Here is a 20,927-nt window from a genome sequence, read left to right on the forward strand (position 1 = left end):
GCAATTGTTCGTTTTTTGACAGGGCCACGGCGCGGATCGCGACGTGGCTTTTGTTATTTTTGCCTGTCAGGTCAATGGCCGTGAACGCGGCTCGATGGGGACGCGATATGGCGGCCGAATTTCCACTACAATATCTGACTTTCGATTCATTAGTGTTGTATTCTTCCCCTGTCCGGGGCTGTAAGCAGGGGTGTCTCAGCAGAGGTTGGCGTTTCTGCACTACAATACGCCATTAAAATAGTGAGCTTCGTCGTGCCAAATCTTGTTGAGATCCGTGATTTACACTTTGCCTATGGAGAACGTTCGATTTTATCGGGCCTTCAAATGGATTTCCCACGTGGAAAAGTTGTGGCCGTCATGGGTGGCTCCGGCAGTGGCAAGACGACCGTATTGCGCCTGATCGGCGGGCAGCTGCGCCCCAGTTCCGGTTCCGTGAATGTGGACGGCCAGATCGTGCATACGCTGGGCACCGACGAGTTATACCAGCTGCGCCGCAAGATGGGCATGCTGTTCCAGCACGGCGCGCTGTTTACGGACTTGACGGCGTTCGAGAACGTGGCGTTCCCCCTGCGCGAACACACGGACTTGAATGAAGAGCTGATCCGCACCCTGGTGCTGATGAAGCTGCACGCCGTGGGACTGCGCAATGCGGCGCAGTTGAAGCCGGCCGAGATCTCGGGCGGCATGGGCCGCCGCGTCGCGCTGGCGCGCGCCATCGCGCTCGACCCCGAATTGATCATGTACGACGAGCCGTTCGCCGGCCTGGACCCGATTTCCATGGGCGTGACGGCCAATTTGATCCGCAATTTGAACGATGCGCTGGGCTCCACGTCTATCCTGGTATCGCACGATGTGAAGGAGTGTTTCGCCATCGCTGATTACGTCTATTTTCTGTCATCGGGCAAGATCGTGGCGCACGGCACGCCGGCCGAGATGGCCGTGTCGACGCATCCGTACGTCAAGCAGTTCGTCAATGCCGAGGCCGATGGCCCCGTCCCGTTCCATTATCCGGGCAAGTCGCTGGCCGACGACCTGGGTCTGCAGGCGGGGGACGGCCGATGATCGCGCGTTTCCTGGCGTCGATCGGAGCGTGGTTGCGTCGTTCGGTACAAGACCTCGGCTTTGCCGTGCGTTCGTTTTTCATCATCATCGCTTCGTCGGGCGGCCTGTGGCGCCGTCCGCGCCTGGTGATTGAGCAACTGTTTTTTATCGGTAACCGCTCGCTGGTGATTACCGCCGTCTCCGGCCTGTTCGTCGGCATGGTGCTGGGTTTGCAAGGCTATTACACCCTGACCACGTATGGCGCCGAGCAGTCGCTGGGCTTGCTGGTCGCGCTGTCCCTGACGCGCGAACTGGGCCCCGTTGTGACGGCGCTGCTGTTCGCCGGTCGTGCCGGCACGTCGCTGACGGCGGAAATCGGCTTGATGAAGGCGGGCGAGCAACTGTCGGCCATGGAAATGATGGCCGTGAACCCGATCCAGCGCGTGCTGGCGCCCCGTTTCTGGGCCGGCGTGATCGCCATGCCGATCCTGGGCGCCATCTTCACGGCCGTCGGCATCATCGGCAGCTACCTGGTCGGCGTGGTGCTGATCGGTGTCGATGAAGGCTCGTTCTGGTCGCAGATGCAAGGCGGTGTGGATGTCTGGAAAGAAGTGGGCAACGGCACCATCAAGAGCCTGGTGTTCGGCATCGCGGTGACCTTCATCGCGCTGTTCCAGGGGTACCAGGCACAGCCGACGCCGGAAGACGTATCCGGCGCCACTACGCGCACGGTGGTCATTTCGTCGTTGATGGTGTGGTGGCTCGACTTCATGATGACGGCTTTGATGTTTAGCAAGTAATTGCCGATAGGCGACAAAATTATCGGCCTGGGCAGTGTTCTGCGCAGGTGGCGGCAAGTAAAAATTATTTAGGATTGTTTATGCAACGTAAATCTTTGGATGTCTGGGTCGGCTTGTTTGTCTTGCTCGGTGTGGCGGCATTGATGTTTCTGGCGCTCAAGGCCGGCAATATGAGCTCGCTGTCTTTCAGCAAGACGTATACCATTAGTGCGAAGTTCGACAATATTGGCGGCCTCAAGCCGCAGGCGCCCGTCAAGGGCGCTGGCGTGGTGGTGGGCCGGGTCTCGGAAATCGTCTTTGACGACAAGACCTACCAGGCGCTGGTGAAACTCGACATCGAAGATGGCTACAAATTTCCGAAAGACAGCTCGGCCAAGATTTTGACGGCCGGTTTGCTGGGTGAGCAATATATCGGCCTGGAAGCAGGCGGCGATTTGGCCAACCTGGCAGAGGGCGACAAGATCGCCCGTACTCAATCGGCCACAGTGCTGGAAGACCTGATCAATCAGTTCATCTACAGCAAGGCAGCGGAAGGAAAGGACAGCAAATGAGCGAGTCGAACAAGCAATCCCAAGGCAGTCTGGTACGTATCGGCCTGGCCATGGCCATCGCCGCCAGCGTGAGCGCTTGCGCCACCGGCACCAATCCGCGCGACCCGCTGGAAGGGTATAACCGCGCCATGTTCAAGTTCAACGACACCGTCGACCAGGTGGCCTTGAAGCCGGTCGCCACGGCCTACAAGAAGGTCACGCCATCGTTCGTGCAAACAGGCGTGGGCAACTTCTTCGGCAACTTGTCCGATGTGTGGAGCGCCATGAATAACTTGCTGCAAGGCAAGGGCGAAGCGGGCTTGCAAGATGTCGTGCGCGTCAGCATGAACTCGACTTTCGGTATCTTCGGCCTGATCGACATCGCCTCGCAGGCCGGCATTCCCAAGCATAACGAAGACTTTGGCCAGACCCTGGGCTGGTATGGCGTCCAGTCCGGTCCGTACGTGATGCTGCCGCTGCTGGGCCCATCGACCGTGCGCGACACGGCGGCCCTGCCGCTCGATATCGCGGGCGACCCATGGCGCTACAAGGATCCGGCTTATGTGCGCAATATCGGCACGGTGACGCGCGTGGTTGACAAGCGCGCCGCGCTGCTCGACGCGACGAACCTGATGGAAGCGGCTGCACTGGACCGTTATGAGTTCATCCGCGACGGCTTCCTGCAGGCGCGCGAAAGCAAGGTGTTCGATGGCGATACGGACCGCCGCGACCGCAAAGTGCCAAAAAACGACACCAGCGATTACGAGCCGGAGTACGAGGCAAAACCGCAGCCTGCCAATGACGCGCCTGCGGCCACGGCCGCCGCCGATGTGGCGCCAGCGGACCTCGTAACATCTGGTAGCAATACCGTTGCTTCCCAGGCCAGGCCGCAGGAGTAAACTGGACGCAAGAACACCACGGCTGCGATGAACGCCAGCCGGTGCATAGCAACATCATGAAAGGTAGAACCATGAAATTGATGAAACAACTGCTGGCGATGGCCACCATCGCCTTTGCCACCGCCGCCCAGGCCGCCCCTGCTGTCGAAGCACCGGATGTCCTGGTCAAACGCATCAGCCAGGACGTGATCGACACGGCCAAGGCCGACAAGGCCATCCAGGCTGGCGATATCAAGCGCGTCACCGAATTGGTGGAAAGCAAGATCCTGCCGTACGTGGATTTCCAGCGCATGACGTCGCTGGCCGCCGGCCGCCACTGGCGCGATGCCACGCCCGACCAGCAAAAGCAGCTGGCCGCGGAGTTCCGCACCTTGCTGATCTACACGTACTCGGGCGCCCTGTCGCAGATCAAGAACGAAACCGTGGAATTCAAGCCGCTGCGCGCCGACCCGGCCGACACGGAAGTGGAAGTACGTTCGCAAGTGAACGTGGCGCGCGGCGAACCCGTGCCCCTGAACTACCGCGTGGCGAAAACCCCGTCCGGCTGGAAGATCTATGACATCAACGTGCTGGGCGCGTGGCTGGTGGAAACGTACAAAAGCAGCTTCGCCAGCGAGATCAGCAAGGGCGGCATCGATGGCCTGATCAAGACCCTGGCTGCGAAAAACAAGGCCCTTGCCAGCCGTCCCGCTGCCAAAGCCAAATAATCGGCTATCATATAGCTCCTGACCCAGCTCCAGACCAGCGCAGCCCGACGCCATGCCCGACTCTCTCGACACCTTGCAGTCCCTGACTTCCCTGACCGTGCACAATGCCACTTCGGCATTGGAGCAGGGTCTGGACGCCATCCGCTCGGGTCAGACGAAGTTTGACTTGCGCAACGTCAAGGCCGTCGATTCGGCCGCCGTTTCCGTCATGCTGACGTGGCAGCGCGCCGCGCAGGATGCCGGCGGCGTGCTGGAGCTGAAAAACCTGCCGAACAACCTGAAAAACCTCACCAAGCTGTATGGCGTCTGCTCGCTCGTCTCGAGCACGCTGACGGCTGACGACTGCGCCAGCGCCGGCGGCCACGCCGAACGCAGCCCGTCCGATCTGCATCATCATTGATCCTGTCCCACTCCCCGCATCAGCAGTAGCTTTCAAGCCGGCAGGCCAGCAGCGCCGCCGGATTGATCTCCAAGTGTTCCACGAATTTTCCAACTATAATTGACTGTTGCGCCGTCCTCGCCTGAAGGTGGCGCCCTGCACCGGCCTGCCGGCCTCGATGTCTCCGGCAACTGGCGCATCACACCAGACGCATTACACTTGAAACAAGCACATGACCGCAATTCAAATAACGAATGTAGAAAAGAGCTATAAATCGCTCAAGGCGCTGGGCGGCGTGTCGCTGGCCATCGAAGAAGGCGAGTTTTTCGGCCTGCTCGGTCCCAACGGCGCCGGCAAGACCACCCTCATTTCCATCATCGCCGGCCTGATACGTCCCGATGCGGGCACCGTCAAGATCCATGGCCACGACGTGGTCAAGGATTTCCGCAACGCGCGCCGCAACCTGGGCGTGGTGCCGCAGGAACTGGTGTTCGACCCGTTTTTCACCGTGCGCGAAACCCTGCGCCTGCAGTCCGGCTATTTCGGCCTGCCGAACAACGACAAGTGGATCGACGAGGTCATGGAAAACCTCGACCTCACCGGCAAGGCCGACACCAACATGCGCGCGCTGTCCGGCGGCATGAAGCGCCGCGTGCTCGTGGCGCAGGCGCTGGTGCACAAGCCGCCCGTCATCGTGCTCGATGAGCCGACGGCCGGCGTCGACGTGGAACTGCGCCAGACCCTGTGGAAGTTCATCTCGCGCCTGAACCGCGAAGGCGGCCACACGGTTGTCTTGACCACCCATTACCTGGAAGAGGCGCAAGCCATGTGCCAGCGCGTGGCCATGCTGAAAACCGGCAAGGTAGTGGCGCTCGACACCATGTCGGCCCTGATCCGCCGCATCGCCGGCTCGCAGCTGCAGGTGCACCTCAAAAACGGCAGCCTGCCGGACGACCTGCGGCACCTGGTGCTGCATGCGGAAGAGCAGCAGGCGCCGAACAAGTTCAGCCTGCGCGTCAACGAATACAGCGAAGTCGAGAAAATCCTCGCCCGCCTGCGCGTAGCGGGTGCCGAGATCGATGAAATGCAATTGCAACAAGCCGACCTGGAAGATATCTTCTTGCAGATCATGGATAAAGGTACCGTATGATTTCGACAGGATTTCGCACCCTCGTCTACAAAGAGACGCTGCGCTTCTGGAAAGTGGCGACGCAAACCGTGGCCGCGCCCGTGCTCACGTCGATGCTGTACCTGCTGGTATTCGGCCATGTGCTCGACGGCCGCGTGGAGCCGAGCCCCGGCGTCAGCTACACGGCCTTTCTGATTCCCGGCCTGGTGATGATGAGCGTGCTGCAAAACGCGTTCGCCAATTCCTCGTCCTCGCTGATCCAGTCGAAGATCACGGGCAACCTGGTGTTCGTGCTGCTCACTCCCCTGTCGCACTGGGAAATCTTCTCGGCGTATGTGCTCGCTTCCGTCGCGCGCGGCCTGGCCGTGGGCTTTGGCGTGTTCGCCATCACCTGCTGGTTCGCCGACCTGTCGTTTGTTGCGCCGCTGTGGATCGTCGTCTTCGCCTTCCTCGGCGCCGCCATGCTGGGCACCATGGGCCTGATCGCCGGCATCTGGGCAGAGAAATTCGACCAGCTGGCCGCCTTCCAGAACTTCCTGATCATGCCGGCCACTTTCCTGTCGGGCGTGTTCTATTCGATCCACTCGCTGCCCGCCTTCTGGCAGACGGTATCGCATTTGAACCCCTTCTTCTACATGATCGACGGCTTCCGCTACGGCTTCTTCGGCGTGTCCGACGTCAGCCCATGGCTCAGTCTTTCCATCGTCGCCGGCTTCCTCGTGATCCTGGCGCTGGCGTCGATCCGTCTGCTGAAAAGCGGCTACCGACTGCGACACTAATTGCGCCGTTGATTGCGGCACATCACATCACTACACTATTCAATATCAAGGACTTATCGTGACCACCACTCCAGAACTGATCCACGGCTATCTGTCGGCCGGCCTCGAATGCACGCACCTCGAAGTGGAGGGCGATGGCCAGCACTTCCAGGCCGTGATCGTCTCGCCCGCGTTTGCCGGCAAGCGTCTGATCCAGCGCCACCAGATCGTCTACGCGGCGCTGGGCGACCGCATGCGCGAGGAAATCCACGCGCTGTCGATGAAAACCCTGACACCTGAAGAATTCCAAGGATAAGCACATGGACAAGCTCCTCATCAACGGCGGCAACCGCCTGAACGGCGACATCGCCATCTCCGGCGCGAAAAACGCCGCCCTGCCCATCCTGTGCGCCGGCCTGCTGACCGCGGGCGACCTGGACCTGACGAACGTGCCGCATCTGCACGACGTGGCCACCATGCTGAAACTGCTGGGCCAGACGGGCTTGAAAGTGCGGCAGGACGGCGACCGCGTCGTGCTCAACGGCAGCGCCATCGACACCCTGGAAGCACCGTATGAACTGGTGAAAACCATGCGCGCCTCGATCCTCGTGCTCGGTCCCATGCTGGCGCGCTTCGGCGAAGCCAAGGTGTCGCTGCCGGGCGGCTGCGCCATCGGTTCGCGCCCCGTCGATCAGCACATCAAGGGGCTGGAGGCGCTGGGCGCCGAGATCCGCATCGAAGCGGGCTACATCTACGCCAAGTGCGCCAAGCTGAAAGGCGCGCGCATCGTCACCGACATGATCACCGTCACCGGCACCGAGAATTTGCTGATGGCCGCGACCCTGGCCGAAGGCGAGACCATCCTGGAAAACGCCGCCTGCGAACCGGAAGTGACGGACCTGGCCCACCTGCTGGTGGCCATGGGCGCGAAGATCGACGGCATCGGCACCAGCCGCCTGGTGATCCAGGGCGTGGACGCCCTGCACGGCGCCTCGCACGCGGTCATAGCCGACCGTATCGAAACGGGCACCTTCCTGTGCGCCGTGGCGGCCACCGGCGGCGATATCACCCTGCGCAACGTGCGCACCGATATCCTCGACTCTGCGCTCGACAAGCTGCGCGCCATGGGCCTGACGATGACCTTCGGCGCCGACTGGATCCGCGCCGAGATGTCGGCCCGCCCGAACCCTGTCAGCTTCCGTACGACGGAATACCCGGGCTTCCCGACCGACATGCAGGCGCAGTTCATGGCCGTCAACACGATTGCCAATGGCGCCAGCCGCGTCACCGAGACGATCTTCGAGAACCGCTTCATGCACGTGCAGGAAATGAACCGCCTGGGCGCCGACATCACCATCGAGGGCAACACGGCCATCATCGCCGGCGTCAAGCAGCTGCGCGGCGCGCCCGTGATGGCGACCGACCTGCGCGCGTCGGCGTCGCTGGTGATCGCGGCCCTGGCCGCCGATGGCGAAACGCTGATCGACCGCATCTATCACCTCGACCGTGGTTACGACCGCATGGAAGTGAAGCTGTCGGCCGTCGGCGCGAATATCGTACGCATCAAATAACAAGGAACGAGCATGAACGGATCGAACAACGGTGACAGCTCCCAGCTGATTCTGGCGCTGTCGAAAGGCCGCATTTTTGAGGACACCATGCCGCTGCTGGAAGCGGCCGGCATCAAGGTGCTGGAAAACCCGGAGACCTCGCGCAAGCTGATTTTGGCCACCAACGATCCGAACGTGCGCGTCATCATCGTGCGCGCCAGCGACGTGCCGACCTACGTGCAGTACGGCGCGGCCGACTTCGGCGTGGCGGGCAAGGATGTCTTGCTCGAGCACGGCGGCGAAGGCCTGTACCAGCCGATCGACCTGAATATCGCTTCTTGCCGCATGTCGGTGGCGGTGCAGGCCGGTTTTGACTACGAAAAGGCCGTGCACCAGGGCGCGCGATTGCGCGTGGCCACCAAGTTCGTGCACACGGCGCGCGAGCACTTCGCCGCCAAGGGCGTGCACGTCGACCTGATCAAGCTGTATGGCTCGATGGAGCTGGCGCCTTTGGTCGGCCTGTCCGACGCCATCGTCGATCTGGTCAGCACGGGCAGCACCCTGCGCGCGAACAACCTCGTCGAGGTCGAGCACATTATGGAAATTTCGTCGCGCCTGGTGGTCAACCAGGCCGCGCTCAAGCTCAAGCGCGAGCGCTTGCAGCCGATTATCGAGGCGTTTGAACGCGCTTCGCAAGCCTAGACACCTTCAGTAGCAGAAAGCCGATTATGCCGATACAGATACGCAAGCTCGATTCAAGCCAGGATGGTTTCCAACAATCGCTCGACACCTTGCTGGCGTTCGAGGCGGGCACCGATGCAGCGATTGAAACGTCGGTCGCAAAAATCCTCGCCGACGTGAAAACGCGCGGCGATGCCGCCGTACTGGAATACACGAACCGTTTCGACCGCATCCCGCATGGCGGCGCGGCGGAAATGGCGGCCTTCGATATTTCGCAAGCCGAATTGCAGGCGGCCTTGAACGGCTTGCCATCGGCCCAGCGCGAGGCGCTGCAGATTGCCGCCCAGCGCATCCGCGCCTTCCACGAACGCCAGCGCGAGGAATTGCGCGGCTTCACCTACACCGAGCCCGATGGCACGGTGCTGGGGCAGAAGATCACGCCGCTGGACCGGGTCGGCATCTACGTCCCGGGCGGCAAGGCCGCGTATCCGTCGTCCGTGCTGATGAACGCCATTCCCGCGCACGTGGCGGGCGTGGGCGAAATCATCATGGTGGTGCCGACACCCGATGGCGTGAAAAACCAGATGGTACTGGCCGCCGCCGCGATCGCGGGCGTGACGCGCGTGATCACGATCGGCGGCGCGCAAGCCGTCGGCGCGCTGGCGTATGGAACACAGAGCATCACCGCCGTGGATAAAATCGTCGGCCCCGGCAACGCCTATGTGGCCGCCGCCAAGCGCCGCGTGTTCGGCATCGTCGGCATCGACATGATCGCGGGGCCTTCCGAAATCCTCGTGCTGTGCGACGGCACGACGGACCCGGACTGGGTCGCGATGGACCTGTTTTCGCAGGCCGAGCACGACGAACTGGCGCAGGCGATTCTGCTGTGCCCGGACGCGGACTACATCGCGAAAGTGGAAGAGAGCATCGCCAAGCTGCTGCCGACGATGCCGCGCCAGGCCACCATCAGCACCTCGCTGGCGGACCGCGGCGCCCTGATCAAGGTGCGCAGCATGGAAGAGGCGTGCGAGATCGCCAATGCCATCGCGGCCGAGCACCTGGAAATCTCGGCCGAGAATCCGCAGCAGTGGGCCGAGCAGATCCGCCACGCGGGCGCCATGTTCCTCGGTCGCTTCTCGTCCGAATCGCTGGGCGACTATTGCTGCGGTCCCAACCACGTGCTGCCGACGTCGCGCACGGCGCGTTTTTCGTCGCCGCTGGGCGTGTACGACTTCCAGAAGCGCTCGTCCATCATTCACGTGAGTGAAGCGGGCGCGCAAACCCTGGGCCGTGTCGCCGCCACGCTGGCGTACGGCGAAGGCTTGCAGGCGCACGCGCGCAGCGCCGAACTGCGCCTGAAGCCGCAGCCATGACGAAGTTGGCGGAGCAGCCGGACTGGGTCAACCGGGTCTATTGCGAAGATGCGCTGGCGGGGCTGGCGCGTATTCCCGATGGCTCGGTGGACCTGATCCTGACGGATCCGCCGTACAACCTGGGCAAGGATTACGGCAATGCCTCGGACCAGCAGTCGGTGGCCGACTACCTGCGCTGGACGGAACAGTGGATCGATGCGGCGCTGCCCAAGCTCAAAGCCAACGGCAGCCTGTATATCTTCCTCACCTGGCGCTATTCGCCGGAAATCTTCGTCATGCTGAAGCAGCGCATGGCGATGATGAATGAAATCATCTGGGACCGCCGCGTGCCGTCCATGGGCGGCAGCGTGCGCAGCTTTTCATCGGTGCACGACACCATCGGCTTCTTCGTCAAGCGCAAGGATTACTACTTCGACCTTGACGCGGTGCGCATCGCCTACGACGCGGCCACCAAGAAAGCCCGTTCGCGCTCGATCTTCATCGGCGCCAAATGGCTGGAAGTGGGCTACAACCCGAAAGACTTGTGGAGCGTGTCGCGCCTGCACAAGGAACACCCGGAACGGGCCGACCACCCGACGCAAAAGCCGCTCGAAATCATCGAGCGCATGGTCAAGGCGTCGTGCCCGCCCGGCGGCGTGGTGCTCGACCTGTTCATGGGCAGCGGCACCACGGCCCTGGCGGCCAAGCGCTGCGGGCGCGATTTCGTCGGCTTTGAATTGAACCCCGACTACTGCGCCATCATCGAACAGCGATTGGCGGCGTTGACGCAGGAGCTGGCCGAACCGGTCACATTGGCCGCGCCGAAAGCCGCCAAGGCGGCAGCGAAAAAGCCGGCGGCTGCCAGGAAGCCGCCCGCCGTGAAGAAACCGCCCGCCGTGAAAAAAGCGCCGGCCCGCAAGGCGCGCAGCGCCGCCGTGCCGGAAGACGTATCCATTTAATTCCATCAGGAGTGTTTGCAGCATGTCTTTCCTCGATCAGTTAATCAGCAACACCGTGCGCGCCGATGTGCGGGCCGTCAAAAGCTACCAGGTAGCCGATGCCAGCGGTTACATCAAACTCGATGCGATGGAAAACCCGTATCCGCTGCCGCCGCATCTGCGCGAGGAACTGGGCGCGCGCCTGGCCGCCGTGGCGCTGAACCGCTATCCGCCGTCGTATGCCAGCCTGCAGGCGGCCATCTGCGCCAAACTGGGCGTGCCCGCCGGCTACGACGTCATGCTGGGCAACGGCTCCGATGAACTCATTTCCATCCTGGCCATGGCCTGCGCGCACCAGGAGCCGGGCAAGCGCGCCGTGCTGCTGGCGCCCGTTCCCGCCTTCGTCATGTATGCACGCTCGGCGCAGTTTGCCGGCATGGATTTCGTCGGTGTACCGTTGCAAGCGGACTTCAGCCTGGACATGCCGGCCATGCTGGCGGCCATCGAAGAGCACCGCCCGGCGCTGGTCTTCCTCGCCTATCCGAACAACCCGACGGGCAACCTGTTTGCCAGCGCCGACATCGAACGCATCCTCGCGGCGCTCGGCGACACGGGCATCGCCGTCGTCGACGAAGCCTACGAGCCGTTCGCGCAGCACAGCTTCATGGGCCGTTTGCCCGAGTTTGAGAACCTGGTGGTGATGCGCACCGTGTCGAAACTGGGCCTGGCCGGCATTCGCCTCGGCTACATGTCGGCCGCGCCGGCCCTGCTGGCGCAATTCGAGAAAGTGCGCCCGCCGTACAATGTGAATGTGCTGACGCAGGCGGCGGCCGAATTCGCGCTCGATCACCTCGACGTGTTGAATGCCCAGGCGGCCTTGCTCAACAGCGCGCGCGACGCGCTGGCGCAGCGCCTGGCGCAGCTGCCCGGCGTGACGGTATTCCCCTCGAAGGCAAATTTTCTTCTGATTCGTGTGGCTGATTCCGACGATGTTTGCGCAAAACTGCTTGCCCGCCGGGTTTTAATTAAAAATATGAGTAAAATGCATGCTGCGCTGGCCAATTGCCTGCGCATCAGCGTCAGCACCCCGGAAGAGAATTCCCTTTTTTACGATGCCTTCAAGGCATCCCTCGTTTAGCCTACCGCCAGAGCCTCCCATGAACCGCACCGCAGAAATCACGCGCAACACCAATGAGACGCAAGTTCGCGTCGCCCTCAACCTCGATGGCACCGGTCAGCAAAAGCTGAACACTGGCGTGCCCTTCCTCGACCATATGCTGGACCAGATCGCCCGCCACGGCTTGATCGACCTCGACATCGAAGCGACGGGCGACGTGCATATCGACAACCACCATACGGTGGAAGACGTGGGCATCACTCTGGGCATGGCTGTGGCCAAGGCCATCGGCGACAAGAAGGGCATCCGCCGCTACGGCCATGCATACGTGCCGCTGGACGAGGCGCTGTCGCGCGTGGTGCTCGATTTCTCGGGCCGCCCTGGCATCGAATACCACATTCCGTTTACGCGCGCCATGATCGCCGGCTTCGACGTCGACCTGACCCTGGAATTTTTCCGCGGCTTCGTCAACCATGCGGGCGTGACCTTGCATATCGACAACCTGCGCGGCACGAATGCCCACCATCAATGCGAAACCGTGTTCAAGGCCTTTGGCCGCGCGCTGCGCATGGCTGCCGAGCTCGACGAGCGCGCGGCCGGCATCATTCCATCGACCAAGGGCAGCCTGTAAGCGCCCGCGAACCACTGTAGATTCCGAGATCAAACATGAATAAAATTGTGGTGGTGGATTACGGCATGGGCAATTTGCGCTCGGTGGCGCAAGCGCTGCGCGCCGTGGCGCCCGAAGCCGACGTGCGCATTTCCGGATTGGCGCAAGACATCGACAGCGCCGACCGCATCGTCTTGCCGGGCCAGGGTGCCATGCCCGACTGCATGCGCAGCCTGCGCGAATCGGGCGTGCTCGAAGCGCTGCTGCGCGCCGCCGACAGCAAGCCCGTGCTGGGCGTGTGCATCGGCGAGCAGATGCTGTTTGACGGCAGCGAAGAGGGCGATGCGGCCGGTCTGGGCTTGTTGCCAGGCAAAGTCGTGCGCTTCCAGCTCGACGGCCAGGTGCAGGAAGACGGCTCGCGCTTCAAGGTGCCGCAAATGGGCTGGAACCAAGTGCGGCAAACGGCGTCCCATGTCATGTGGGATGGCATCGCCGACAACGCCTATTTTTACTTTGTGCACAGCTATTTTGCTCAACCTCAAGAGGCGTTGCACACGGTGGGCGAGACTGTCTATGGTGCGCCGTTCGCTTGCGCCGTCGCCCGTGATAATATTTTCGCCACACAGTTCCACCCTGAAAAAAGTGCTGCCGCTGGCTTGCAGCTGTACAAGAACTTCGTTCACTGGCAACCTTAACGTTAGCTCTCCGGCTTTTTTTCCGCCCCTCACTCACTTTTAAATCACACTGACCATGCTGCTCATTCCCGCCATCGACCTGAAAGACGGTCACTGCGTACGCCTGAAACAAGGCGATATGGAACTTGCCACCGTATTTTCCGAAGACCCGGCCGACATGGCCCGCCATTGGCTGATGCAAGGCGCGCGCCGGCTGCATCTGGTCGACCTGAACGGTGCCTTTGCCGGCAAGCCGAAGAACGAGGGCGCCGTCAAGGCCATCCTGAAGGCCGTGCAAGATTTCGCCGTGGAAAACGACATCGAGGAAATCCCCGTGCAGCTGGGCGGCGGTATTCGTGACCTCGACACCATCGAGCGCTACCTCGACGCCGGCATCACCTACATCATCATCGGCACGGCGGCAGTGAAAAGCCCCGGCTTCCTGCACGACGCCTGCAGCGCCTTCCCAGGCCACATCATCGTCGGCCTCGATGCCAAGGATGGTAAAGTGGCAACGGATGGCTGGAGCAAGATGTCGGGCCATGAAGTGATCGACCTGGCGAAAAAATTCGAAGCCTACGGCGTCGAATCGATCATCTACACGGACATCGGCCGCGACGGCATGATGGGCGGCATCAATATCGACGCCACCGTCAAGCTGGCGCAAGCCGTCAAGATCCCCGTCATCGCTTCGGGCGGCCTGCACAATATCGGCGACGTGGAAGCGCTGTGCGCGGTTCAGGCCGAAGGCATCGAAGGCGTGATTTGCGGCCGTTCCATCTATGAAGGCACGATCGACCTGGCGCAGGCGCAAGAACGCGCCGACGAACTGACCGACGCCGCCGTTTAAGCCTGCCGGCCGGGAGCGTGCCTGCGCACGCCCTGGCCTGGCGACAATCTGGATACCATCATGCTTGCAAAACGTATCATCCCCTGCCTCGACGTGACCAATGGCCGCGTCGTCAAAGGCGTCAATTTCACGGAATTGCGCGACGCCGGCGATCCGGTGGAAATCGCCCGCCGCTATGACGAGCAGGGCGCCGATGAAATCACTTTCCTCGACATTACCGCGTCCAGCGACAACCGCGGCCTGATCTTCGACATCATCGAAGCCGTCGCGTCGCAAGTGTTCATTCCGCTGACGGTGGGCGGCGGCGTGCGCGTGGTGGAAGACGTGCGCCGGCTGCTCAACGCGGGCGCCGACAAGGTCAGCATCAACACCTCGGCCGTGACGAATCCCCAGCTCGTGTACGAGGCCTCGCAAAAGCACGGCTCGCAGTGCATCGTCGTCGCCATCGACGCCAAGCAGGTGTCGCCCGGCAAGTGGGAAGTTTTTACCCATGGCGGGCGCACCGCCACGGGCCTGGACGCGTTCGAATGGGCGCGTAAAATGGAAAGCCTGGGTGCTGGCGAGATCTTGCTCACCAGCATGGACCGCGACGGCACCAAAGTCGGCTTCGACCTGGGCCTGACGCGCGGTGTGTCCGACGCCGTCAGCATTCCCGTCATCGCCTCGGGCGGCGTGGGCGGTTTGCAGGATCTGGTTGACGGCATCAAGGTGGGCCGTGCGGATGCCGTGCTGGCCGCCAGCATTTTCCACTATGGCCAGCACACGGTGCAGGAAGCCAAGCGTTTCATGGCGCAGCAGGGCATTCCCATGCGTCTCGCGTAAAATCAGCAGGATAGAAGAACATGCAAAACGGAACCATCGTAGCAAGCAATGCCAAGTGGCTGAAAAAGGTCAAATGGGACGAGCACGGCCTCGTGCCCGTGATCGCGCAGGAAGCGGGCAGCAATGACGTGCTGATGTTTGCCTGGATGAACCGCGATGCGCTGGCGCGCACGGTGGAGCTGGGCGAAGCCGTGTACTGGAGCCGTTCGCGCAAGAAACTGTGGCACAAGGGCGAAGAGTCTGGCCACACGCAAAAGGTGCTGGAAATCCGTCTCGATTGCGACGAAGACGTGGTCTTGTTGAAAATCGAGCAGGCGGGCGGCATCGCCTGCCATACGGGCCGCCATTCGTGCTTCTTCCAGAAATTCGAAGGCGACGAAAAAACGGGCGAATGGCAAGTCACCGACCCCGTCCTGAAAGACCCTGAGACGATTTACGCGGAAAGCAAGAGCAAATGAGCGAAACCCTGAAGCGCCTGGCCGCCGTGATCGAATCGCGCAAGCTGGCCAACGGCGGCGACCCCGCTACGTCGTATGTCGCGCGCCTGTTTGCCAAGGGCGATGACGCGATTTTGAAAAAAATCGGCGAAGAGGCGACGGAAACCGTGATGGCCGCCAAAGATGCGCGCCGCGACAACGACCCGTCGAAGGTTCTGTATGAATGCGCCGACCTGTGGTTCCACTCGCTGGTGATGCTGGCGCAGTTCGACCTGACGCCGCAGCAGGTGCTCGACGAGCTGGCGCGCCGCGAAGGCCTGTCCGGCCTGGAAGAAAAGGCGGCGCGCAAGGATGAGCTGCGCGATGCCGGCGAAACAGACAAACACTGACCTACTGGAGCGTGCGTGGATAACTGTATTTTCTGCAAGATTGCTGCAAAACAAATTCCCTCGACCATCGTGTATGAAGACGAGGACTTGCTGGCCTTCAAGGACATCAACCCGGCCGCCCCCGTGCACCTGCTGCTGATCCCGAAGCGCCACGTGGCCAGCCTGTCCGACTGCGACGACAGCCATACGGACATGCTGGGCAAGCTGCTGCGCCTGGCGCCGAAACTTGCTGCCGAGTTCGGTTGCGCCGTCACGTATGACGCCGATGGCGCGCCTGCCGGCGGCTTCAAGACCATGATCAACAGCGGTCCGAACGGCGGGCAAGAGGTGTATCACCTGCACATGCATGTGTACGGCGGTCCCCGTCCCTGGCGCGGTCAACACTGATTTCGCTGCGCGCCGGGTTCACGTGTATACTACCGGCATTGGTTGACGCTATTCGGGCACCGTCCCGCAAGGAGAATGTGATGGGTTCATTGAGTATTTGGCACTGGGTGATCGTTCTGGTCATTGTGATGCTGGTCTTCGGCACCAAGAAACTGGGCAATATCGGCGGTGATATCGGCAAGGCCGTCAAAGGCTTCAAGGATGGCGTCAAGGGCGAAGATGACGCCCCGGCAGCCAATACCCCTCCTGCTGCGCCATCGCAAGTGGCCGACAAAAGCACCATCGACGTCGAGACGAAAGAGAAAAGCAAGTCCTGATAGCGTGGCGGGGCGCTTGCCTCGTCCGGTAACGGCCCTTGTCCGCTTATGATCGATCTCGGTCTCTCTAAAATCGCCATCATCGGCGTGGTTGCGTTGATAGTCATCGGCCCTGAAAAGTTGCCGAGAGTGGCGCGCATGGCCGGCACCCTGTATGGCCGCGCGCAACGCTATCTGAACCAGGTGAAATCCGAAGTCTCGCGCGAAATTGAAATGGAAGAGCTGAAAAACCTGCAGAAGGAAGTGCAGGATGCGGCCCATTCCGTCAAGCAAAGCGTGGAGAAGTCCATGCATGGCGTTGAAAACTCGATTTCCGGCAACCTGGCCGAGGTGGAAAACGCCTGGCGCGGCGATTCGAGTTCGTATGACGGGCATCACGATGCCCATGAAGCCATGCTGCGCGCCACCAATGAAGACCTGGCCCGCAAGGCGCGCGAATTCCGCCGCAAGAAGCTGGTGCGCAATTCCGCCATCCCTGGCTGGTACAAGCAGCGCCATGGCGGCAAGCTGCACGTGCAGTCGGCGGCCGCCCGCGTGGCGCGCTTCCGTCCGCGCGCCAGTTCCTCCTCCTTTTACTCATGAGTAGCAAATCCCCGGTGGAAGAAACTTTTATCTCGCATCTGGTCGAGCTGCGCAACCGCCTGGTCAAGGCGTCGATCGGCATCGCCGTCGTCTGCGCCGTACTGTTCTATTGGCCCGGCCCCTCGCAGATCTACGATTTTATCGCGGCGCCGATGATCGCCTCGCTGCCGGCCGGCTCGAAAATGATCGCCACCGGCGTCATTTCGCCGTTCCTGGTGCCGATGAAAGTGACCCTGGTGATCGCCTTCATCGTCGCCTTGCCCTGGGTGCTGTACCAGATGTGGGCGTTCATCGCCCCCGGCCTGTATACGCATGAAAAGCGCCTGATCGCGCCGCTCGTCATCTCGTCTTCCCTGCTGTTCATGGCCGGCGTGGCCTTCTGCTATTTCTTTGTGTTTGGCCGCGTCTTCCACTTCATCAGCGACTTTTCGCCATCGTCGATCGCGGTGACGCCCGATATCGAAAACTACCTCGATTTCGTCATGTCGATGTGCCTGGCCTTTGGCGCCACGTTCGAAGTGCCCGTGGTGGTGGTGATCCTCGTGCGCATGGGCATTGTTTCTATTGCGAAACTCAAGGAAGTGCGTCCCTACATCATCGTCGGCGCCTTCGTGATTGCCGCCATCGTCACGCCGCCGGACGTGGTCAGCCAGTTCTCGCTGGCCATTCCGATGTGCCTGTTGTTCGAGCTGGGTCTGCTGGTAGCGCCCATCTTCGTCAAGGCCACCCAGGCGCCGGAAGAAGTGTCCTAGACGATTGACTACACGTACAGGCAAAAGCCGCTGACCTCCTTCGGGAGCAGCGGCTTTTTTATCGTCCGGAAAGTTGGTGGGTGCTTACTGCAGCATCAGTTTGCTGAGGATGCCCAAGTTGAGCAAGATCAGGGTGCTCATCATCCAGTACACGTGTTTCATATCCGCGCCATGGCGCAAGTCCAGGCGTTCCAGGCGGGCGTCGAATTTGTGCTCGGAGTTATCGAACCTGGCATCGAACTTCTGTTCCAACGTATCTATTCTGCTATTGAGCCTGACTTCCAGCGCATCGATCTTCACCTCCAGGGCGTCCACCCTGGTATCGACGTTGTGCGACACCAGCTTGATTTCCCCCAGCAGATTGCGCTCCAGCGCCGCCAGTTCGCCATGCACGACGACAGCCGAACCCAGTACTTCGCCCAAGGCCGTGGCATGGGCTTCCGCCTGCTGCGTGGGCACGCCGGCCGAGGCGAGGCGTTTGGCGTAATCGAGGGTGTCGAACTGGATGGGCATATGCATGGACGCTCCTGTATCCAGCCTAGCAGGAAAATCGGCAATTGCCAGTGAGGAGTGCGGTGGCGCCTGCCTTCCCGTCAGCGTAATGGACAGGCACGCCGGCGGTTTGCGGTGGCGCAAACGCATGCAAAAAGGGCGCCACGGCGCCCTTTGCAAGGAGAGGATGCGTACAAGTTAATTCATCAGTTCCTTGATGACTTTCACGGGCGCGCTGCCGTAGCTGAGGAATTGCTCGTGGAAATCCTTCAGCACGAATTTGCTGCCCAGCGCTTGCTTGCGCTGTTCGCGTAAGTCCATGATTTCGCTGTAGCCGCTGAAATAGCTGGTCAGTTGCACCGAGCTCAGCTGCACACGGCGCCATTTTTCCTTCGCTTCACGCTGGGTCTGGAAAGCCTGGCGCGTCAGCAGGTCGAGCGCTTGCGCTTCCGTCATGCCCAGCACGTGCACGCTGTAATCGAGGATGGTGTTGGTGACGCTGCGCAAGTTCCACTTCGAATACATCAGCCACATTTCCGGCGCGTTGTTGCCATAGCCCGATTCGAGCATCATGCGCTCGCCATACACGGCCCAGCCTTCGATCATGGCGCCGTTGCCGAAGATGGACTTGACCAGCGACGGCGATTTGTTGGCATACACGAGCTGCGTGTAATGGCCGGGGATGGCTTCGTGGATGTTCAGGATCTGCAAGATCCAGTGGTTGTATTCGCGCAAGCTGCTTTCCGCCTGTTCCGGCGTTTCGCCATCGAGCGGCGTCACGTTGTAATAGGTGCGGTCTTGCGGGCGGTACGGGCCGGGCGCCTCGATGCTGGCGCCGGCCACGCCGCGCTGGTAAGCGGGCGTTTCACGCACGACGAGGGGCTTTTTCGGGTCCATCGTCAGCAGGTTGTGGCTGGTCACCCATTCCTGCAGTTCCGGGATCTGGCGGCGGATTTCCGGCACGAAATCGGCGGCCGCTACGTGGTTGCTCGACAGCTTGTCGATCACCATGCCGATCTTCGCCGTACGGTCCGTCGGCTTGGCCGTGGCGCCCATGGTTTTTACCCACAGCTCGTCGGACAGGCTATCCATGTGCTCGAGCAGCTTTTCGCGCGCGGCCAGGGCTTTCTGGTACATCTGCTCGGCGCTTACGCTGGCCTGGATATCGTAGGCAAATTTCTGCTCATACAAATCCTTGCCGATGCGGAAGGAGCGCGCATTGCCGTTCTGCGCCAGCGCCGCATCCTGTTCCGTCAGCCAGGCCGCATAGCCTTGCACGGCCGTGCGGGCCGCGGCGATGCGCGCGTTGTACAGCTGTTTTTCCGCCGGCGTCAGAATGGAACCCTGTGCCGTCTTGTTCAAGTCGTCAAGCACGCTGAGCACACCGGCGCTCTGGGCGATGGCAAGCTGCGTGTGTTCGCGCGTGGGGTTGACGATGCTGGCGCGCGCGGCCGCATAGTATTGCGGCACGGTGGCGATGCGCTTGAGCAAGGTGCGCAGGCGCTGTGGCTGGGCCGCGTATTCCGTGTTCAGGATGAAGTCGATGGAACCGGCCACGTTGTACTGGGCGGGATTCCATTCGAATTCGCGGAAGGTGGTCAGATACCAGCGGTCCGATTGCAGTTTATTGGTCAGCAAGGCCAGGTCAGTACGTTGCTTGTCCGACATTTTGCCGGCGTTGAGCTTGCCGAACTTGCCCAGCCATTCTTCGATGAAGGCCAGTTGCTTCTGGCGGCTGGCCGCGTCGGGAATGCTCAGGTTGGCGGCGCCATCGTACTTGCCGACGGAAATCGCGCTTTCGGGGTCCAGGCGCCACAGGGCCGTGAGGAACTGGCCGCTCAGGTTATTCATGGAGCGGTCGCTGCTGTTCTCGCTGGCGACGGCCGCGACCGTGGCTGCCGTTGCCGCCGTGACGACGGCCGCTTTCTTGGCGACGGTTTTCTTCTTGCTGCTGCTGGTGCTGGCCTTGCCGTTTTTCTGCGGCTTCTTCGCGGCGCTGGCCGGTGTCAGGGTAAAGGCCATCATCAATGCGGCGAGCGCAACTTTATTTTTTATCAGCATAGTTTATCTCTTGAATATTTTGTCGTTTGCCCTCATCAGAAAATAATAAACTGATAATATAAGTAGCAAACAACTATTGATAGGTTGGCCTTGCTTGCCTGGGCGGCCCAAAGATTAGCACTAATTGCCCCTGCGGCGCTAGACGACGATGGCGCTGCCGTGCAGCAGTTCCTGGTGGCGCGCATTGATGGCCGCCACGGCATCCTTGCCGCGCGCCATGCCGGTGGCGTGGATTTCCGTTTCCTGCGTGTAGCGCTGGCTGACGCGCACCGTGTAGGACTGGAACAGCCAGCTCCAGAAGTTCGTTTCATAGACGGCTTCATCCATGTCGCGCCATTTGACGCCCGTCAGTTTCTTTTTCCACGGCAAGATGCCGGACGCCAGCCACACGCCCGCCTCATCGTAGTACAGCTGGTAGCTGCGTATCGTCAGCAGGCGGTAGCCGACGATCAGGGCCGAGCCGACCAGCACGATGAAGGCGGCGCGCGTGTTGTACTTGAAGGCCAGCGGCAGGGCGGCAAAAAACAGCAGCACGGCAATGAGGAAGGTGCTGACGTAGGCGGTCCAGGATTTGCCGCACAAAAAGGTGGCGCGCTGGCCGGCGCTGGTGGCGATATAGTCGGTCATGGCGTGGGAGGGCAACAGGGAAAATGGATCATCGCATGGAACGCGG

The 20,927-nt window shown here is 61.4% G+C and carries 27 protein-coding genes; 24 read left to right on the forward strand and 3 right to left on the reverse strand.

Going from position 1 to position 20,927, the window contains the following annotated elements:
• Positions 1–252: 252 nt before the first annotated feature.
• The 24 genes from MRBLMS1_RS28275 to tatC all read left to right on the forward strand — a co-directional run bounded on the left by MRBLMS1_RS28275 (position 253) and on the right by tatC (position 17,701).
• Positions 253–1,062, forward strand: coding sequence for an ABC transporter ATP-binding protein (locus MRBLMS1_RS28275; RefSeq protein ID WP_485883666.1), 810 nt, complete (start codon positions 253–255; stop codon positions 1,060–1,062).
• A complete protein-coding gene (mlaE, locus tag MRBLMS1_RS28280; RefSeq protein ID WP_046683187.1) occupies positions 1,059–1,841 on the forward strand; it encodes a lipid asymmetry maintenance ABC transporter permease subunit MlaE in 783 nt (260 codons plus the stop codon). The genes MRBLMS1_RS28275 and mlaE overlap by 4 nt, the downstream gene beginning before the upstream one ends.
• An 80-nt stretch (positions 1,842–1,921) precedes the next feature.
• Positions 1,922–2,392, forward strand: a complete 471-nt coding sequence (gene mlaD, locus MRBLMS1_RS28285; RefSeq protein WP_034753810.1) for an outer membrane lipid asymmetry maintenance protein MlaD — start codon at positions 1,922–1,924, stop codon at positions 2,390–2,392.
• The gene (locus MRBLMS1_RS28290; protein WP_485883669.1) at positions 2,389–3,270 is read left to right on the forward strand and encodes an MlaA family lipoprotein; all 882 of its coding nucleotides are present in this window, start codon (positions 2,389–2,391) and stop codon (positions 3,268–3,270) included. The genes mlaD and MRBLMS1_RS28290 overlap by 4 nt, the downstream gene beginning before the upstream one ends.
• 71 nt (positions 3,271–3,341) lie before the next feature.
• Positions 3,342–3,977 (forward strand): MlaC/ttg2D family ABC transporter substrate-binding protein, encoded by a 636-nt coding sequence (locus MRBLMS1_RS28295; RefSeq protein WP_128140606.1) that lies wholly within the window; start codon positions 3,342–3,344, stop codon positions 3,975–3,977.
• A 52-nt stretch (positions 3,978–4,029) separates the two neighbouring features.
• Entirely contained in the window at positions 4,030–4,377 is a 348-nt protein-coding gene (locus MRBLMS1_RS28300; protein WP_070219654.1) for an STAS domain-containing protein, read from the forward strand.
• 211 nt (positions 4,378–4,588) lie between these two features.
• Positions 4,589–5,506, forward strand: a complete 918-nt coding sequence (locus MRBLMS1_RS28305) for an ABC transporter ATP-binding protein (protein ID WP_139092029.1) — start codon at positions 4,589–4,591, stop codon at positions 5,504–5,506.
• Positions 5,503–6,264, forward strand: coding sequence for an ABC transporter permease (locus MRBLMS1_RS28310; RefSeq protein ID WP_034753822.1), 762 nt, complete (start codon positions 5,503–5,505; stop codon positions 6,262–6,264). Before MRBLMS1_RS28305 ends, MRBLMS1_RS28310 begins: the two co-directional genes overlap by 4 nt.
• A gap of 58 nt (positions 6,265–6,322) precedes the next feature.
• Positions 6,323–6,559 (forward strand): BolA family protein, encoded by a 237-nt coding sequence (locus MRBLMS1_RS28315; protein WP_034753824.1) that lies wholly within the window; start codon positions 6,323–6,325, stop codon positions 6,557–6,559.
• Positions 6,560–6,563: 4 nt separating this feature from the next.
• The gene (gene murA, locus MRBLMS1_RS28320) at positions 6,564–7,814 is read left to right on the forward strand and encodes a UDP-N-acetylglucosamine 1-carboxyvinyltransferase (RefSeq protein ID WP_034753826.1); all 1,251 of its coding nucleotides are present in this window, start codon (positions 6,564–6,566) and stop codon (positions 7,812–7,814) included.
• A 12-nt stretch (positions 7,815–7,826) separates the two neighbouring features.
• Positions 7,827–8,495 carry an ATP phosphoribosyltransferase gene (gene hisG / locus MRBLMS1_RS28325; protein WP_070219646.1) on the forward strand — a complete coding sequence of 223 codons (669 nt, stop codon included), beginning with the start codon at positions 7,827–7,829 and terminating at the stop codon, positions 8,493–8,495.
• Between the two features lie 26 nt (positions 8,496–8,521).
• A complete protein-coding gene (hisD, locus tag MRBLMS1_RS28330; RefSeq protein ID WP_319993537.1) occupies positions 8,522–9,847 on the forward strand; it encodes a histidinol dehydrogenase in 1,326 nt (441 codons plus the stop codon).
• Positions 9,844–10,785, forward strand: coding sequence for a DNA-methyltransferase (locus MRBLMS1_RS28335; protein WP_485883675.1), 942 nt, complete (start codon positions 9,844–9,846; stop codon positions 10,783–10,785). Before hisD ends, MRBLMS1_RS28335 begins: the two co-directional genes overlap by 4 nt.
• 22 nt (positions 10,786–10,807) lie before the next feature.
• Positions 10,808–11,902, forward strand: coding sequence for a histidinol-phosphate transaminase (gene hisC, locus MRBLMS1_RS28340; protein WP_485883677.1), 1,095 nt, complete (start codon positions 10,808–10,810; stop codon positions 11,900–11,902).
• A 19-nt stretch (positions 11,903–11,921) separates the two neighbouring features.
• Entirely contained in the window at positions 11,922–12,512 is a 591-nt protein-coding gene (hisB, locus tag MRBLMS1_RS28345; protein ID WP_010402123.1) for an imidazoleglycerol-phosphate dehydratase HisB, read from the forward strand.
• 35 nt (positions 12,513–12,547) lie between these two features.
• Positions 12,548–13,186, forward strand: coding sequence for an imidazole glycerol phosphate synthase subunit HisH (gene hisH, locus MRBLMS1_RS28350; RefSeq protein ID WP_072457435.1), 639 nt, complete (start codon positions 12,548–12,550; stop codon positions 13,184–13,186).
• Positions 13,187–13,241: 55 nt separating this feature from the next.
• Positions 13,242–14,015 carry a 1-(5-phosphoribosyl)-5-[(5-phosphoribosylamino)methylideneamino]imidazole-4-carboxamide isomerase gene (gene hisA, locus MRBLMS1_RS28355; protein WP_034753842.1) on the forward strand — a complete coding sequence of 258 codons (774 nt, stop codon included), beginning with the start codon at positions 13,242–13,244 and terminating at the stop codon, positions 14,013–14,015.
• Between the two features lie 60 nt (positions 14,016–14,075).
• Complete coding sequence (hisF, locus tag MRBLMS1_RS28360) at positions 14,076–14,837, forward strand: imidazole glycerol phosphate synthase subunit HisF (RefSeq protein WP_034753845.1); 762 nt, start codon at positions 14,076–14,078, stop codon at positions 14,835–14,837.
• Positions 14,838–14,857: 20 nt separating this feature from the next.
• On the forward strand, positions 14,858–15,295 hold the full coding sequence (hisI, locus tag MRBLMS1_RS28365; RefSeq protein WP_034753847.1) for a phosphoribosyl-AMP cyclohydrolase: 438 nt from the start codon (positions 14,858–14,860) through the stop codon (positions 15,293–15,295).
• On the forward strand, positions 15,292–15,663 hold the full coding sequence (locus MRBLMS1_RS28370; protein ID WP_034753849.1) for a phosphoribosyl-ATP diphosphatase: 372 nt from the start codon (positions 15,292–15,294) through the stop codon (positions 15,661–15,663). The genes hisI and MRBLMS1_RS28370 overlap by 4 nt, the downstream gene beginning before the upstream one ends.
• A gap of 15 nt (positions 15,664–15,678) precedes the next feature.
• Positions 15,679–16,050, forward strand: a complete 372-nt coding sequence (locus tag MRBLMS1_RS28375; RefSeq protein ID WP_128140603.1) for a histidine triad nucleotide-binding protein — start codon at positions 15,679–15,681, stop codon at positions 16,048–16,050.
• Positions 16,051–16,130: 80 nt separating this feature from the next.
• Positions 16,131–16,367: a Sec-independent protein translocase subunit TatA gene (gene tatA / locus MRBLMS1_RS28380; RefSeq protein ID WP_034753854.1), complete on the forward strand. Its 237-nt coding sequence runs from the start codon at positions 16,131–16,133 to the stop codon at positions 16,365–16,367.
• A gap of 48 nt (positions 16,368–16,415) precedes the next feature.
• Entirely contained in the window at positions 16,416–16,949 is a 534-nt protein-coding gene (tatB, locus tag MRBLMS1_RS28385) for a Sec-independent protein translocase protein TatB (RefSeq protein WP_485883682.1), read from the forward strand.
• The gene (gene tatC / locus MRBLMS1_RS28390) at positions 16,946–17,701 is read left to right on the forward strand and encodes a twin-arginine translocase subunit TatC (RefSeq protein ID WP_128140601.1); all 756 of its coding nucleotides are present in this window, start codon (positions 16,946–16,948) and stop codon (positions 17,699–17,701) included. The genes tatB and tatC overlap by 4 nt, the downstream gene beginning before the upstream one ends.
• Before the next feature lie 84 nt (positions 17,702–17,785).
• Here tatC and MRBLMS1_RS28395 read toward each other — a convergent pair whose 3' ends face one another.
• The 3 genes from MRBLMS1_RS28395 to MRBLMS1_RS28405 all read right to left on the reverse strand — a co-directional run bounded on the left by MRBLMS1_RS28395 (position 17,786) and on the right by MRBLMS1_RS28405 (position 20,881).
• The gene (locus tag MRBLMS1_RS28395) at positions 17,786–18,220 is read right to left on the reverse strand and encodes a hypothetical protein (protein WP_485883684.1); all 435 of its coding nucleotides are present in this window, start codon (positions 18,218–18,220) and stop codon (positions 17,786–17,788) included.
• A gap of 171 nt (positions 18,221–18,391) precedes the next feature.
• Positions 18,392–20,251 carry a DUF885 domain-containing protein gene (locus MRBLMS1_RS28400; protein WP_485883837.1) on the reverse strand — a complete coding sequence of 620 codons (1,860 nt, stop codon included), beginning with the start codon at positions 20,249–20,251 and terminating at the stop codon, positions 18,392–18,394.
• Between the two features lie 141 nt (positions 20,252–20,392).
• Complete coding sequence (locus tag MRBLMS1_RS28405) at positions 20,393–20,881, reverse strand: hypothetical protein (protein WP_070303742.1); 489 nt, start codon at positions 20,879–20,881, stop codon at positions 20,393–20,395.
• Positions 20,882–20,927 lie beyond the last annotated feature (46 nt).

Source organism: Massilia sp. LMS1-1-1.1 (genome assembly GCF_040815535.1).
GTDB lineage: Bacteria > Pseudomonadota > Gammaproteobacteria > Burkholderiales > Burkholderiaceae_D > Janthinobacterium > Janthinobacterium aestuarii.

What these genes read in the sequence shown, in the direction of transcription:
- hisI (WP_034753847.1), top strand. Translation starts at nt 14,858, where the DNA reads ATGCAAAACGGAACCATCGTAGCAAGCAATGCCAAGTGGCTGAAAAAG.
- mlaE (WP_046683187.1), top strand. Translation starts at nt 1,059, where the DNA reads ATGATCGCGCGTTTCCTGGCGTCGATCGGAGCGTGGTTGCGTCGTTCG.
- mlaD (WP_034753810.1), top strand. Translation starts at nt 1,922, where the DNA reads ATGCAACGTAAATCTTTGGATGTCTGGGTCGGCTTGTTTGTCTTGCTC.
- MRBLMS1_RS28295 (WP_128140606.1), top strand. Translation starts at nt 3,342, where the DNA reads ATGAAATTGATGAAACAACTGCTGGCGATGGCCACCATCGCCTTTGCC.
- MRBLMS1_RS28310 (WP_034753822.1), top strand. Translation starts at nt 5,503, where the DNA reads ATGATTTCGACAGGATTTCGCACCCTCGTCTACAAAGAGACGCTGCGC.
- MRBLMS1_RS28370 (WP_034753849.1), top strand. Translation starts at nt 15,292, where the DNA reads ATGAGCGAAACCCTGAAGCGCCTGGCCGCCGTGATCGAATCGCGCAAG.
- MRBLMS1_RS28300 (WP_070219654.1), top strand. Translation starts at nt 4,030, where the DNA reads ATGCCCGACTCTCTCGACACCTTGCAGTCCCTGACTTCCCTGACCGTG.
- MRBLMS1_RS28305 (WP_139092029.1), top strand. Translation starts at nt 4,589, where the DNA reads ATGACCGCAATTCAAATAACGAATGTAGAAAAGAGCTATAAATCGCTC.
- tatC (WP_128140601.1), top strand. Translation starts at nt 16,946, where the DNA reads ATGAGTAGCAAATCCCCGGTGGAAGAAACTTTTATCTCGCATCTGGTC.
- hisD (WP_319993537.1), top strand. Translation starts at nt 8,522, where the DNA reads ATGCCGATACAGATACGCAAGCTCGATTCAAGCCAGGATGGTTTCCAA.
- hisF (WP_034753845.1), top strand. Translation starts at nt 14,076, where the DNA reads ATGCTTGCAAAACGTATCATCCCCTGCCTCGACGTGACCAATGGCCGC.
- MRBLMS1_RS28405 (WP_070303742.1), bottom strand. Translation starts at nt 20,881, where the DNA reads ATGACCGACTATATCGCCACCAGCGCCGGCCAGCGCGCCACCTTTTTG.
- murA (WP_034753826.1), top strand. Translation starts at nt 6,564, where the DNA reads ATGGACAAGCTCCTCATCAACGGCGGCAACCGCCTGAACGGCGACATC.
- hisG (WP_070219646.1), top strand. Translation starts at nt 7,827, where the DNA reads ATGAACGGATCGAACAACGGTGACAGCTCCCAGCTGATTCTGGCGCTG.
- tatB (WP_485883682.1), top strand. Translation starts at nt 16,416, where the DNA reads ATGATCGATCTCGGTCTCTCTAAAATCGCCATCATCGGCGTGGTTGCG.
- hisB (WP_010402123.1), top strand. Translation starts at nt 11,922, where the DNA reads ATGAACCGCACCGCAGAAATCACGCGCAACACCAATGAGACGCAAGTT.
- MRBLMS1_RS28290 (WP_485883669.1), top strand. Translation starts at nt 2,389, where the DNA reads ATGAGCGAGTCGAACAAGCAATCCCAAGGCAGTCTGGTACGTATCGGC.
- hisC (WP_485883677.1), top strand. Translation starts at nt 10,808, where the DNA reads ATGTCTTTCCTCGATCAGTTAATCAGCAACACCGTGCGCGCCGATGTG.
- MRBLMS1_RS28395 (WP_485883684.1), bottom strand. Translation starts at nt 18,220, where the DNA reads ATGCATATGCCCATCCAGTTCGACACCCTCGATTACGCCAAACGCCTC.
- MRBLMS1_RS28335 (WP_485883675.1), top strand. Translation starts at nt 9,844, where the DNA reads ATGACGAAGTTGGCGGAGCAGCCGGACTGGGTCAACCGGGTCTATTGC.
- hisA (WP_034753842.1), top strand. Translation starts at nt 13,242, where the DNA reads ATGCTGCTCATTCCCGCCATCGACCTGAAAGACGGTCACTGCGTACGC.
- tatA (WP_034753854.1), top strand. Translation starts at nt 16,131, where the DNA reads ATGGGTTCATTGAGTATTTGGCACTGGGTGATCGTTCTGGTCATTGTG.
- hisH (WP_072457435.1), top strand. Translation starts at nt 12,548, where the DNA reads ATGAATAAAATTGTGGTGGTGGATTACGGCATGGGCAATTTGCGCTCG.